The sequence below is a fragment of the Massilia sp. LjRoot122 genome (genome assembly GCF_964252725.1).
Lineage (GTDB): Bacteria > Pseudomonadota > Gammaproteobacteria > Burkholderiales > Burkholderiaceae_D > Telluria.
The window spans coordinates 151,755-164,537 of the sequence record NZ_CAXUPB020000001.1 but is presented as its reverse complement, the minus strand read 5'-3'; the positions used below and the strand labels follow the sequence as shown (position 1 = coordinate 164,537).

General features: G+C 66.0%; 10 protein-coding genes. 4 read left to right on the top strand and 6 right to left on the bottom strand.

All coding sequences use genetic code 11. The annotated features are described in order from the left end of the window. The first annotated feature begins 117 nt into the window (after nt 1-117). A complete protein-coding gene (locus ACSQ25_RS00750; RefSeq protein WP_436103819.1) occupies nt 118-1,425 on the top strand; it encodes an FAD-dependent oxidoreductase in 1,308 nt (435 codons plus the stop codon). Here ACSQ25_RS00750 and ACSQ25_RS00745 read toward each other — a convergent pair. The 3 genes from ACSQ25_RS00745 to ACSQ25_RS00735 form a co-directional block, all read right to left on the bottom strand. Next, nucleotides 1,400-1,603, bottom strand: a complete 204-nt coding sequence (locus tag ACSQ25_RS00745) for a SlyX family protein (protein WP_231059241.1) — start codon at nt 1,601-1,603, stop codon at nt 1,400-1,402. The genes ACSQ25_RS00750 and ACSQ25_RS00745 overlap by 26 nt on opposite strands. A 53-nt stretch (nt 1,604-1,656) precedes the next feature. Then, entirely contained in the window at nt 1,657-3,771 is a 2,115-nt protein-coding gene (locus ACSQ25_RS00740; RefSeq protein ID WP_436103818.1) for a DUF4214 domain-containing protein, read from the bottom strand. Between the two features lie 148 nt (nt 3,772-3,919). Then, nucleotides 3,920-5,980, bottom strand: a complete 2,061-nt coding sequence (locus tag ACSQ25_RS00735; protein WP_436103817.1) for a UvrD-helicase domain-containing protein — start codon at nt 5,978-5,980, stop codon at nt 3,920-3,922. 67 nt (nt 5,981-6,047) lie between these two features. Here ACSQ25_RS00735 and modA point away from each other — a divergent pair, with 67 nt between their 5' ends. From modA to ACSQ25_RS00720, 3 genes are all read left to right on the top strand, one after another. After that, nucleotides 6,048-6,812 carry a molybdate ABC transporter substrate-binding protein gene (gene modA / locus ACSQ25_RS00730; protein ID WP_436103816.1) on the top strand — a complete coding sequence of 255 codons (765 nt, stop codon included), beginning with the start codon at nt 6,048-6,050 and terminating at the stop codon, nt 6,810-6,812. Beyond that, nucleotides 6,805-7,521 carry a molybdate ABC transporter permease subunit gene (modB, locus tag ACSQ25_RS00725; RefSeq protein ID WP_436103815.1) on the top strand — a complete coding sequence of 239 codons (717 nt, stop codon included), beginning with the start codon at nt 6,805-6,807 and terminating at the stop codon, nt 7,519-7,521. The genes modA and modB overlap by 8 nt, the downstream gene beginning before the upstream one ends. An 82-nt stretch (nt 7,522-7,603) precedes the next feature. After that, nucleotides 7,604-8,089, top strand: a complete 486-nt coding sequence (locus tag ACSQ25_RS00720) for an SRPBCC family protein (protein WP_436103814.1) — start codon at nt 7,604-7,606, stop codon at nt 8,087-8,089. A gap of 1 nt (nt 8,090) precedes the next feature. On the opposite strand, the gene ACSQ25_RS00715 is transcribed toward ACSQ25_RS00720, so the two are convergent. The 3 genes from ACSQ25_RS00715 to ACSQ25_RS00705 form a co-directional block, all read right to left on the bottom strand. Further along, nucleotides 8,091-9,530 (bottom strand): dihydrolipoyl dehydrogenase, encoded by a 1,440-nt coding sequence (locus tag ACSQ25_RS00715; protein ID WP_436103813.1) that lies wholly within the window; start codon nt 9,528-9,530, stop codon nt 8,091-8,093. A 34-nt stretch (nt 9,531-9,564) separates the two neighbouring features. Continuing rightward, nucleotides 9,565-10,419: a hypothetical protein gene (locus ACSQ25_RS00710; protein WP_436103812.1), complete on the bottom strand. Its 855-nt coding sequence runs from the start codon at nt 10,417-10,419 to the stop codon at nt 9,565-9,567. A gap of 79 nt (nt 10,420-10,498) precedes the next feature. Then, nucleotides 10,499-12,505 (bottom strand): primosomal protein N', encoded by a 2,007-nt coding sequence (locus ACSQ25_RS00705; protein ID WP_436103811.1) that lies wholly within the window; start codon nt 12,503-12,505, stop codon nt 10,499-10,501. Nucleotides 12,506-12,783 lie beyond the last annotated feature (278 nt).

The following is a 12,783-nucleotide window of genomic DNA, read 5'->3' as shown; positions in this document are numbered from 1 at the left end:
GCGAAGATCATAGCAACTAATACGCATGCCGTCACAACAAAAACGGTATGTATCAGGCATGTATCCGCATGTATCAGCCGTGTTTCAAAAGCGCGTGCTAGGATCCGCCTCGACACCATGGATTCTTCTACCGCACCCTCCTTCGACGCCATCGTCGTCGGCACCGGCCCCAGCGGCGCCAGCACGGCGCGTGAACTGGCGCGCGCGGGCGCCCGCGTCCTCATCCTCGAACAGGGCAGCGCCGCGCCCCTGCGCGGCACCCTGGGCCAGATGGCCACGATGGCGCTGCCCGGCCGCGGCGCCTGGCTGCACCGCGACGCCTCGCTGCTGGTGGCCGGCACGGGATTGGGCGGCAGCTCGGCACTGAACTTCGCCACCGCCGCCCCGCCCCCGCCCGCCATGTTCGCGGCCCATGGCATCGACCTGGCGCCCTTCCTCGCCGCGCTGCGCGAGGAACTGCCGCTGGCGCCCCTGCCCGACAGCCTGGTCGGCCCGATGGCTACCCGCATCATGCTTGCCGCGCGCGCCGCCGGCCTCACATGGGAAAAGCTCGACAAGATGATCCGTCCCCAGGCCTGCCGCAGCGGCTGCTGGCGCTGCGTGTACGGCTGCCCCTACGGCGCCAAGTGGAGCGCGCGCGATTTCGTCGACGAGGCCTGCGCCCACGGCGCCGTGCTGCTGGACCGCAGCCGGGTGCGGCGCGTGCTGATGGAAAACGGCCGTGCGGCCGGCGTGGCATTCCGGCGCGACGGCGCCGACCGCGAGGCGCGCGCGCCGCTGGTGGTGCTGGCTGGCGGCGGCATCGGCAGCCCGCGCCTGCTGCATGCCTCCGGCCTGGGACCACGCCTTGCGCCCTTCTTCAGCGACCCGGTGGTGGCGGTCATGGGCAGCGTCGAGGAACTCGACGGCGGCGCCGAAGTGCCGATGGCGGCCGGCGCCAGCTTCCATGAGGACGGGATTTCCCTGGCCGACCTGACTTTGCCGGCGCCGATGTACGCGGCCTTCGCGCTGCAGGCCGGCCGCGTCGACCGCCTCGCGGCGCACCGGCGCACGCTGAGCCTGATGGTGAAGATCCGCGACGACATCGGCGGGGCCGTCGGCCCGCGCTGGGTGGACAAGCGCCTGAGCCCAGGCGACCGGGGGCGTCTTGCAAGGGGTATCGGGATGGCGCGCACGATCCTGGAACAGGCCGGCGCGAAACAGCTGTTCACGACCCACCATTTTGCCGCGCATCCGGGCGGCAGCGTCCGTATCGGCGAGGGCGTGGACAGCGAGCTGCGTGCCGCGCCGGGACTCTACGTGTGCGATGCGTCGGTGATTCCGCAGCCGTGGGGATTGCCCCCTACGCTTACCCTGCTGTGCCTGGGCAAGCGGCTCGGCGCGATGCTGGCGAACGCGGTCAGTAGTGAGGCGGTTTCTCGTTGACCGGACCCTGGCGGGTGGATTGCAGGGTGCGGACGTGGTCCACCAGCGAGGCGACCAGGGCTTCGAGCTGGTCGATGCGGCGGCCCTGGCGGTAGATGGTCTCGTTCAAGGTCTCGACCAGGTCTTCCTGATGCGCGAGCTTGATCTCGATGTCGATAAAACGGTCTTCCTGGCTCACGATTGACTCCGGCGCAAAACCGGCATTATGCCAGTCTCGCGCCTACTCCTGCGTCAAGCGCCGGTCCAGGGAGTGTAGTCGATACCGCCGCTGATGGTGCCAATCACCTGGGCCTGGTTCTCAAAACCTTCGCTGAATTCCATCAGGATCTGCTCGCGACTGCTGTCGACGATACGCTCCACCCAATATGCGTAACCGGCAGCATCCGGTGCGCGGTCGAGGATGTTCTGATACAACTTGATCAGGAAATCGCCGTCGCTCGGGTTCGCGCCATACAGTTTGTCGAACTCTGGCTGGTTGGTGATGAATTCCTTGGATACCTGCAGCAGGCTGGTACCTTTTTCCATGCGATTGATCCAGTAGCCCATGCCGGTCGTGTCCGACGGGCGGCCAAAGACAGCCTCGTACAGGCGGTAGACCTGGCCGCCAATGCCATCGATGTCGATCGCCTTCCAGCCGTCGGCGAACTGGATACGTTCGACGTTGACCAGGTTATCAGTGCCCAGCGCACCGCTCTTGTCGGTGACGCCCACGCCATAGACACCGCGCTGGATCGTGAAATTGCTGATCGCGCCGGCGTACGCGACGGTGTCGATGCCACCCATGCCATCGATGGCGTTATTGCCGGCGCCCGGCGCGAAGCGGTTGGCGAGGCCGTCACCGGTCAGGTTGAGCGCACTGTCGATCGTGAAATCGAGGTAGGCCAGACCGCTTCGCGAGTTGTTCGCGATGTCGACCGACGACGGCAGGACCTTGTAGGTGCCGTTCGGCAGCGCAGGCGAATCGACGCGCCAGGTGCCATCCGCCTTGACGACGGTGCGCCCGATCTCGACGGCGTCGGTGACGCGTACCAGCTGGATCAAGGTGCCGGCTTCAGCCTTGCCCTCGAAGACCGGCTGGTTGGGGCTGGCGAAGCTCATCGACCCGGTGGGCGCGACCGGTGGCGTGGCGTCGACATTGAAGCTGATCGGCGCGCTGAACGCGGACACATTACCGGCAGCGTCGGTGGCGGTCGCGCGCACCGAGTAATTGGTGCCATCGGCGAAGACGCCTGCCTTGATGCTGAAGACCCCGGTGTTATCGATCCTGGTCTCGGAGATCAGCTGGTTGCCGCTATACACCCGCAGGAGCGAATTCGCTTCAGCCTGGCCGTTGACGACCAGGGTGTTGCCGGTCGAAAGATATCCTGTCGAGGCATTTTTTTGCACGACGATGACCGGCGTACCCGGCGGCGTCACATCGACGACGTTAGCGCGCTGCACGGTCATGTCGGCAAAGCGCAGTTGCTCGATCGATTTCAGGGTAACTGTGCTTCCCCCGCCGTTGACGGTCAGGTCGCCATTGCTGGTGGCAGCAATGTTGTAGGTGCTGCGGGCGCCGCTGAACAGCGCCGTGTCGTTGCCATCGCCTCCATCAATCACGTCATTTCCTCCCTTGCTTTGCAATGTGTCATCGCGGGTCGTTCCAGTGATGTAGCGTCCGGTCGAGTTCAGGCCCAGCGCGCCGCCCAGGCCGTCGCGGCCGTAAAGCCAGTTCAAGGCGGCGATATCGTAGGGGCTGAAGACGCTGTAGGGGCCACCCGCGTCGGTGTAGGACATCAGCGTGTTCGAGGTGTTGTCGCCGCCCGCCAACTGGACGCCTTCGTCGAACGGGTGCTTCAGGCCGAGCGCATGTCCCAGCTCATGCAGCAGGGTCTGGTAACCGGTGCTGCCTGGTGCGAGGCTGAAGTTGGCGTCGCGCCACTCTGCGTTGTCGAGATAGACATAGGCGTCCGGCTTGTAGTTGAGCAGGGTGGTCCCGGAATACGAATACGGGGCCAGCCAGCTGCACAGGCCGGTCGTCAAGGGGTCTTGAATATTCAGGTTCGCGAGGTGGAGCTGGGCACTGCTGCCGGTCGTAGTCTCGACGAAGTTGATGCCGGTGACCTCACGCAGGTAATTGAACGCGGTGCGCGCGCCAGCCTGCTGGGACAGGGTAAATGCCTCCTGCCCGGTGACCGCCACGCCGGTATCCGGATTCACCTCGTTGCCCGAGTTGATCGAGAACGTGTAGTAAATCGTATTGCCGCCCGCGGTCATGAAGTTCCAGTCGGGGCCGATGTCGAGCAGTGCGTCGATGTGGTTCAGCCCGGACAGGGGCGTAATTTCTAAATCGGAAACGGTTGCCATTGCGCGCTAACAGTAAAAAAGTGGACGCGAACGCTCGTACGCTGAGCTCGCTTTCCGGAAAGTATTTCCTGCGGCACAGTCGAAGTCAAATAAGAATTTCAATCGTGCGCAGCGATTGACAGCCCTACAAGGCTTATGCGCAACGTACTTATGCTTTCGGCATGGCCAGCAGGGCCTTCAGGCTGGCCAGTCTTTCCTTCGGGCTCAGGATCTCGGTCTCCTTCGGCGGGGCGTCGCCGACGTCCAGCGCCATCTCCTTGATGAAGCGGGAGGGCTCGCAGTGCACCAGTTCGCCGGCGCGCTTGCGCTTCTTGCACCAGGTCAGGCGCAGGGTGCGCTGGGCACGCGTGATCCCCACGTACATCAGGCGCCGCTCTTCCTGGATGCGGGCGGCGATGACTTCCACCGGCGCATCCGGGTCACCCTTGTGCGGCAGGATGCCCTCTTCCACCCCGACCAGGAACACGTGCGGGTATTCCAGGCCCTTGGACGCGTGCAGGGTCGACATGCGCACGGCATCCTGCTCCTCATCCTGGCCCTCGAGCATCGACATCAGGGCCACCATCTGGGTCAGTTCCAGCAGGTTCTTTTCTTCGCCGTCGCGGTCGCGCCCGCCCCGGCCGCGTTCCTTCAGCCAGTTGGTGAACTCGAGCACGTTCTGCCACTTGGCCTGGGCCGCGCGGTCGTCGAAACTCTCGTACAGGTAGTGCTCGTAGTTCATCTCCTTCATCATGTCGTCCAGCACCTCGGCGGCATTGTCGCCGCTGCCCGAGGGGCCCGGGCGGGTGGCGCGGTCTTCCAGCTCCAGCAGGAAGCGGCAGAAGTCGCGCAGCGGCGCCAGCTGGCGCTCGGCCAGCTTGGCTTCCAGCCCGTTCTTGCGCGCCGCCTCGAACAGCGAGCAGTTCCACTGCTTGGAGAACTCGCCCAGGGTCTCGAGCGTGGCCATGCCGACCCCGCGCTTCGGCGTCGTGACGGCGCGGATGAAGGCGGGGTCGTCGTCCTGGTTGGCGATCAGGCGCAGGTAGGCGATGATGTCCTTGATCTCGGCCTTGTCGAAGAAGCTCTGGCCGCCCGACATGGTGTAGGGGATGCGTTCCTTGCGCAGGGCCTGCTCGATCACGCGCGACTGGTGGTTGCCGCGGTACAGGATGGCGTAGTCGGTCCACTTGTTCTTGCGCTGGAAATGGTCGGCCGAGATCATGATGGCGATCTGCTCGGCTTCCGTTTCGTCGCTCTGCATGCCCAGCACCTCGATCGGCTCGCCCAGGCCGTGCTCGGACCACAGCGACTTCTCGAACAGCTTGGGGTTGTTGCCGATGACGGCATTGGCCGCCTGCAGGATGCGGGTAGTCGAGCGGTAGTTCTGTTCCAGCTTGATGACGCGCAGGTCGGGGAAGTCGGTCTGCAGTGTCTTCAGGTTTTCGACCGAGGCGCCGCGCCAGGCGTAGATCGCCTGGTCGTCGTCGCCCACGGCCGTGAACATCGGCTTTTTACCGAGACCCGTGACCAGCAGCTTGACCAGCTCGTACTGGCAGGTGTTGGTGTCCTGATATTCATCCATCAGCAAATAGCGCAGGCGGCGCTGCCAGCGGTCGCGGATCGATTCGTTGTTGCGGAACAGCTCCACCGGCAGGCGGATCAGGTCGTCGAAGTCGACCGCCTGGTAGGCCTGCAGCGTGGCCAGGTAGCTGCGGTAGACCCGCGCCGACATGGCTTCGTCTTCGTCCTTCGCATTGCGGATCGCGTCTTCCGGATCGACCAGGCCGTTCTTCCACAGCGAGATGGCGTTCTGGATGCGGCGGATTTCCTGCTTGTCCGTGGTCAGCGCCAGGTCGGACACGACCGTATAGCAATCGTCGCTGTCCATGATCGAGAACTTGTCCTTGAGGCCGACGCCGGCCGCTTCCTGGCGCAGGATCTTGACGCCCAGCGAGTGGAAGGTGGAAACGGTCAGCTGCTTGGCCTGCTTGGGCTGCTTGAGCAGCTTGGCGATACGCTCCTGCATCTCGAGGGCCGCCTTGTTGGTGAAGGTCAGGGCGGCAATCGTGCGCGGGTCGTAGCCGCGGTCTTCGATCATGTAGGCGATCTTCTGCGTAATGACGCGCGTCTTGCCCGAGCCGGCGCCGGCCAGCACCAGGCAGGGGCCGTCGAGATAGAGCACGGCTTCGCTTTGCGGCCCGTTGAGGCCGAATTTTGGTGCGTTGGACATGGGAAAGATTTCTGCAGAATGGCCGGGTATTGTAACGATGAGTCGGCCGGCGCGCTAAAATGAATCCATGAAAAAATTGCTTGTCATCTTGTTTGCAACACTGCTTGCGGGGCCGCTCCAGGCAGCCCCATTGCTGGTGGCCGCGGCCAGCGACCTGGCGTATTGCATCGATGAGCTGGCGGCCGCCTTCCGCAAGGAGGTGCCCGAGGCGGAAGTGAAGGTGTCCACCGGCGCTTCCGGCAATTTCTTCGCCCAGATCCGCCACGGCGCGCCCTTCCACGTTCTTCTCTCGGCCGACATGACGTACCCGACCCAGCTGGCGAAGCTGGGCGCGGCCGACGCCGCCACCCTGCGTCCCTACGCCATCGGCCGCATCGTACTGTGGACCCTCGATCCCCGCTTCGATGTGGCGCAGGGGCTGTCCGTGCTGCGCGACCCGCGGGTGGCGCGCGTCGCCATCGGCAATCCCGACACCGCTCCCTATGGCCGCGCCGCCAGGGCCGCGCTGGAACGCGACAAACTGTGGGACGCGGTGCAGCCGCGCCTGGTGATCGGCGAGAACATCGCCCAGGCCGCCCAGTTCGTCCAGACCGGCAATGCCCAGCTGGGCATCGTGTCGCTGGCCACCGTGCGCTCGCCGAAGATGGCGGGCGTGGGCCGCTACCACCTGATCAGCGACGCGGGCCTGGCGCCGATCGAACAGGGCGCCATCGTCACCCGCGCGGGTAGCGGCCAGCCGCTGGCCGCGCGCTTCGTGCGCTTCCTCGGTTCGCCGGCGGCGCGCGCCATTTTGGAGCGCAACGGTTTCGGCCTGCCCCCGGCGAATGACTGAGTTTTCCGCGGCCGGCTTCGCCTTTACGCCCGAGCTGTGGGACGCGCTCGCGCTCACCCTGCGCCTGTCGCTGGTGACCGCGCTGGTGCTGCTGGCGATCGCCATTCCCCTCGCCAACTGGCTGAATACCAGCCGCATGCGCGGCATCCTGTTCATCGAGACCCTGGTCAGCCTGCCGATCGTGCTGCCGCCGACGGTGATCGGCTTTTACCTCTTGATGCTGATGTCGCCGCAGCAGCCGCTGGGCGCGGCCTGGCTGTCGATATTCGGGCATCCCCTGCCCTTCTCGTTTGCGGGGCTGGTGGCGGGCTCGGTGGTATACAGCCTGCCCTTCGCGGTGCAGCCGATCCAGTCGGCCTTCCGCAACGTCAGCCGCGACCTGGTGCAGTCGGCCCTGGCCCTGGGCCTGACCCGGCGCCAGACCTTCTTCTCGGTGGTGCTGCCGCTGTCGCGCAACGGCATCCTGACCGGCCTGTCGCTCAGCTTTGCCCATACCATGGGCGAGTTCGGCGTCGTGCTGATGTTGGGCGGGAACATCCCGGGCCAGACCCGGGTGGCCTCGATCGCCCTCTACGACGAGGCGCAAAAGCTCAACTATGCGGCGGCGCATTCCTATGCGCTGGTGCTGCTGGCGATCTCGTTCGCGATCCTGGTGGCGATCGCCTTTTTCCAGCGCAAGCAGCATGCCCTATTTTTAGGCAATAACTGAGACCAAGGCGACGGAGCGTCCCACGATCGGGTACCATCTCTCCCTTGTGGCGCCCCGCGCCAAGGCTTATGTGGACTGCACCATGAAATTTGAACATCTCATCCAGATCAACGATCCGCTCAATCCGCTGATCGACACCATTTCGATCGAACAGCTGTGGCGCGGGCTGGTGCTGCGCGCCGAATCGCCGACCATGTTCGTGCCGCACCTGGACGAATGCACGATCGGCGAACGCAGCAGCGGCAGCTTCCATCGCCGCCTGCGCTACGGCGACCTGGTGATCGACGACGTCGTGCACATGACGCCGCTGAAGGAAGTGCGCTACGAAGTGCCGGCCCAGGGCGAAATCGCCGCCTCCAGCCTGAAGATGGTCATCGAGGCGCCCGGCGATGCCGTGCTGCTGCTGCGCTTCTGCTACGACGACGGCCAGGGCGAGCATACCGACCCGGCCAACGCCATGTACGACGACTTCAAGCGTTCGGCTTACCAGGAAGCCGACATCGACACGGTGCGCATCCTGCGCCAGCTGGCCGGCGAAGGCAAGCTGGATGCCAGCTATTTGAACTGATTTACGTTCCCGGCTCGCTGTCCGCCGCGTCGACCTCGCTCTCGCCCCTGGTCAGGCATTGCGCCAGGTCGCGCAGGGCGGTGCGCACGCCTTCCTCGATCACCGGATGGTAGAAGGGCATGTCCAGCATCTGGTCCACCGTCATGCGCATCTGGCAGGCCCAGGACAGCGTGTGCGCCAGGTGCTCGGCGCGCGGCGCGATCATCTCGGCGCCCAGGAAGCGGCGCGAGCCGAATTCCGCATACACCCGCAGCATCCCCTTGTTCTGCAACATCACCCGGCTGCGGCCCTGGTTCGCGAAGGAGACTGCGCCCACCGCGAACTTGCGCTTGCCGCCTTCGCAGAGCTGGCGGTAGCTGGCGCCCAGGGTGGCGATGTTCGGGTCGGTGAAGGCCACCGCGATCGGCGTGCGGCGCAGGCCGGGACGCACGTCCGGGTAACGGCCTGCGTTGTCGCCGGCGATCTTGCCGTGGTCGGCCGCGTCGTGCAGCAGCGGGCGCTCGTTGTTGGCGTCGCCGGCGATGAAGATGTGGCTGGTCCCGCATTGCATGGTGCGCGCGTCGAACAGCGGGATGCCGTCGGCGCCGCGCTCCAGCCCTGTGTGCTCGAGGCCGATGCCGTGCACGTTGGGGGTGCGGCCGGCCGCCATCAGCACATACTGGAAGCGCTCGGTCTTTTCCTCGCCCAGGGCGTCGCTGACGGTGAGCGCGACCTCTTCGCCGTCCTGCACCGCGCCCACCACCTTCGACTGGAACTGGATGTCGAGTTCTTCGGTGAGCACGCGGGTGGCGCTGCGCAGCACTTCCGGGTCGCTGAGCTGGGCGATGCTGCCGCCGCGCGCGAACAGCTTCACGCGCACACCCAGGCGCTGCAGGGCCTGGCCGATTTCCAGGCCGATCACGCCGGTGCCGATCACGGCGACCGACTTCGGCAGGTCTTCCCAGTAGAACACGTCGTCGCTGGTGACGATGCCGGGGCCGACGTTTTCCAGCGCCGGCAGGCGCAGCGGCGTGGAGCCGGTAGCGATCACGATGCGTGCGGCGTTGATCTCGGTGTGCTCGTCCACCATCAGCGTGTGCGGACCGGTGAAGCGCGCATGGCCGCGCAGCTTGTCTTCGTCGGCGAAGGAGTCGACGCCTTCCAGCACGAAGCCGACGAAGCGGTCGCGCTCGCGCCGCACGCGTTCCATCACGGCGGGCCCATCGATGCGGACCTGGCCCGCGTGCACGCCGAAAGGCGCGCTGTGCTGCATCGTATGGGCCGCTTCCGCCGCGGCGATCAGGAGCTTGCTCGGCATGCAGCCGACGCGCGCGCAGGTGGTGCCGTAGTGACCGCTTTCGATGACCACGGTGCGCGCGCCCTGCGCCTTCGCCGCCCGGTAGGCCGTCATGCCGGCGGTGCCGGTGCCGATGATGGCGACATCCACGTCCAGTTTCTTCATCGCGTCCTCCGCAAAATCACAGCGGAACGATACGCTAATTCGGGGAACAGGGTTGGGAGACCGTGCAAGGCTTCCTGTCGTGCTCCATGCCGAAGCTGTATTTCACCGTAATCAAAGCGTCTTCAGGTATGCCGCCCGGGTGGGGATAGCGCGCCAGGGCGCGGTTGCCGACGGTGCTGAGGGCGGCCTGGAAACCGTCGGCCATCCTGCGTGACTTGCGGTCGCGCAGCGCATCGGCATTGACCCAGCCCACCATCTCGTATTCGCGTGATTCGCCGCGCTGCAGCTCGATCCGCGGCACACCCGGCAGGAAGCGCAGGGTCACGTCGCCGCCGATCGCATGGGCCGCCGCCAGTTCCGGATACTTCACCTCGGCCGCAATCGTGGACATCACGCCGGCCAGGTAATTGCAGGTCGACAGCCGCGCCTGCGGCCAGGCCTTGAGTTCCGCCACGAAGCGGTCGGGATCGGCCAGGGCCTCTTTCGGGACCGTGCAAGGGGCTGGCCGGAATGGCGTATGTTTCAGGGCCCACCACAGGGCGGCGGCGACGTCCGGACCGTTGGCCGGGTCGGCATAGCCGGCCGCGATCCGGGCCGCCGCATCCTTCTCGCCGGCCGCGTGCGCCCGCGCGTAGAAATCCACCGCGCGCGGCCAGTCGCGCTTGACGCAGATGCCGTTCTCGTACAGCGAACCGGCCAGCAGCAGGACTTCCGGGTATTCGTTCTTCAGGCCGCTCTTGAGCCGGTCCACGGCCAGGCTGCAGTCGCGCGCCGCAATGCCGTTGCGGATCCCATCGACGGCCAGGGCGCCGGAACGGGTGCCGGCATGGGCACTGGCTGCCGCGCCGAGCATGGCAAGCAGCAGGATGGCGGTGGTCGGTGCGCGCATGGTGATTGACTCCGGTCGTGGTGGCGAACCAGTCTAGCAGGACGGATGACGGCGAATTCTCACCGAAGGCCACATGCGCTCAGATATCGAGCGGATCGACCTCGAGCGACCAGCGCACCCGCGACTTCATGGCGCGCAGGATCTCGACCCATTCGCGCAGGAAAGCCTGCAGCGCCGGACGCGATGCGGACTCCACCAGCAGCTGGGCGCGGTCGACGTTGTGCACGCGGGTCATCGTCATCGGGATCGGGTCGTTGATCATCACCGCGTCGAACACCAGGCTGTCGCGCGCCGCCTCCAGGAAGGCGATCGCCGTGGCCAGTTCGGGCGCCTCCGCCCGCAGCAGCGCCTGGTACATGAAGGGCGGCAGCCCGGCCTGGCGGCGCTCTTCCAGCAGGCTGCCGGCGAAGCGGTCGTAGTCGTGGCGCATCAGGGCGCCGTACAGCGGGTGGCTGGCGTAACGGGTCTGCACCAGCACCTCCGAGGCCGCCCCGGCACGTCCGGCGCGCCCCGCCACCTGCATCAGCTGGGCGAACAGGCGCTCGCTGGCGCGGTAGTCCTGCGAGAACAGCGCGGTGTCCGGGTTGAGGATGCCGACCAGGGTCAGCTTCTTGAAGTCGTGGCCCTTGGCGACCATTTGCGTGCCGACCAGGATGTCCACCTCGCCCCGGTGCACGGTGTCGAAGGCCGCCTGCGCGCTGCCCTTCAGGCGCGTGGAATCGGCATCGATGCGCAGGATGCGCGCTTCCGGGAACATCGCCTGCAGGCCCTCTTCGACGCGCTGGGTGCCGCGCCCGAGCGGCTGCAGGTCGACGTTGCCGCAGGTCGGGCAATGGCGCGGAATACGCAGCTCGAGGCTGCAGTGGTGGCAGCGCAGCCGGTGCTCGGGACGGTGCAGCACCATGAAGGCGGTGCAGCGGGTGCAGTTGCTGATCCAGCCGCAGGCGTCGCAGCAGATCACCGGGGCATAGCCGCGCCGGTTCAGGAACAGCAGCGATTGCTCGCCGCGGTCCAGGCGCCCGCGCAGCGCCGCGATCAGGGCGCCCGTCAGGCCGTCCTTGGGGCGGTCGCGCTCCATGTCGACCAGCTTTACGGTGGGCAGCACGGCGTCGCGCACGGCGCGCTCGCGCAGCTCCAGCTTGCGGTAGCGGCGCGAGCCGGCGTGGTGCCAGGTCTCGAGCGAGGGCGTGGCCGAGCCGAGCACGATCGGGATCGCCAGCTGGTGGGCGCGCCAGACCGCCAGGTCGCGCGCCGAATAGCGCAGGCCTTCCTGCTGCTTGTACGAGGGGTCGTGTTCCTCGTCGATGACGATCAGCTTCAGGTGCGGCAGCGAGGACAGGATGGCCAGGCGCGTGCCCAGCACGATGCGCGCCCTGCCCTGGTGGGCGGCCAGCCAGTGCAGCATGCGCTCGCCCTCGGACAGGCTGCTGTGCAGGGTGGCCAGCATCACGCCGGGGAAGCGCGCGCGGATATTCCCTTCCAGCTGGGGCGTCAGGTTGATCTCGGGGACCAGGATCAGGATCTGGGCGTCGGCATCGCGCGCCAGCACCTGGGCGCAGGCCTGCAGGTAGACCTCGGTCTTGCCGCTGCCGGTGACGCCGTACAGCAGGATCGGCGTGAAGCCCTCGGCCCCGCCGATGGCGTTGGCCGCCTCCTGCTGCGCCGGGTTCAGCACGGGCATGCCGGAGGGCGTGGGGTCGTGCGCGTCGTCTTCCTTTGCCAGTTTTTTGAGCGCGCGGTCGAGCGCCACGGTCTTCGGCACCCGCAGGTTCTTGGGCAGGCCGGGCAGGGCCACCTCGCCCAAGGGGCGCTGGTAGTAGTCGGCGGCGAAGCGCACCAGCGCCAGCCAGCGCTCGGGCAGCGGCGCCAGCTGGCTGCGCACGGCGATCGCATCCTTGAGCTTGTCCGGCGGGACCTCGCTGTCCTGCTTCACGGCGACGATGATGCCCACCACCTCGCGCCGCGCGAACGGCACCAGCACCAGCTGGCCCACCGCCGGCGCTTCGCCCGGCTGGCAATCCCAGCGGTAATCGAAGCAGCTGTTGAGCGGCGTATCGAGCGCGACCTGGAGGAAGCAGTGTGCCAAATTCAACCTTCTTTGTTTGCAGTAAAGCTGTGGAAAACTTTGTGAATAGCGCTGTACTTGACCCCGTTCGAGGTTTACGTTAGATCAACTCGATTCGGGTGATTCACTGGAACAACAAGAAATTACCCAATAAATTCAATCACTTGCAAACCACGAGTTATCCCTGTTAACAAGTCGGTCTGGAATCGGCTTGCTGTGCATAACTGCACATGTGCACTGGGAAAACTCGCTGCGCTGCACCAGAATCTTCAGACCTTACTTGAAGAGTTGAGCTAAGT

What these genes read in the sequence shown, in the direction of transcription:
- ACSQ25_RS00710 (WP_436103812.1), bottom strand. Translation starts at nt 10,419, where the DNA reads ATGCGCGCACCGACCACCGCCATCCTGCTGCTTGCCATGCTCGGCGCG.
- ACSQ25_RS00715 (WP_436103813.1), bottom strand. Translation starts at nt 9,530, where the DNA reads ATGAAGAAACTGGACGTGGATGTCGCCATCATCGGCACCGGCACCGCC.
- modB (WP_436103815.1), top strand. Translation starts at nt 6,805, where the DNA reads ATGACTGAGTTTTCCGCGGCCGGCTTCGCCTTTACGCCCGAGCTGTGG.
- ACSQ25_RS00750 (WP_436103819.1), top strand. Translation starts at nt 118, where the DNA reads ATGGATTCTTCTACCGCACCCTCCTTCGACGCCATCGTCGTCGGCACC.
- modA (WP_436103816.1), top strand. Translation starts at nt 6,048, where the DNA reads ATGAAAAAATTGCTTGTCATCTTGTTTGCAACACTGCTTGCGGGGCCG.
- ACSQ25_RS00740 (WP_436103818.1), bottom strand. Translation starts at nt 3,771, where the DNA reads ATGGCAACCGTTTCCGATTTAGAAATTACGCCCCTGTCCGGGCTGAAC.
- ACSQ25_RS00720 (WP_436103814.1), top strand. Translation starts at nt 7,604, where the DNA reads ATGAAATTTGAACATCTCATCCAGATCAACGATCCGCTCAATCCGCTG.
- ACSQ25_RS00735 (WP_436103817.1), bottom strand. Translation starts at nt 5,980, where the DNA reads ATGTCCAACGCACCAAAATTCGGCCTCAACGGGCCGCAAAGCGAAGCC.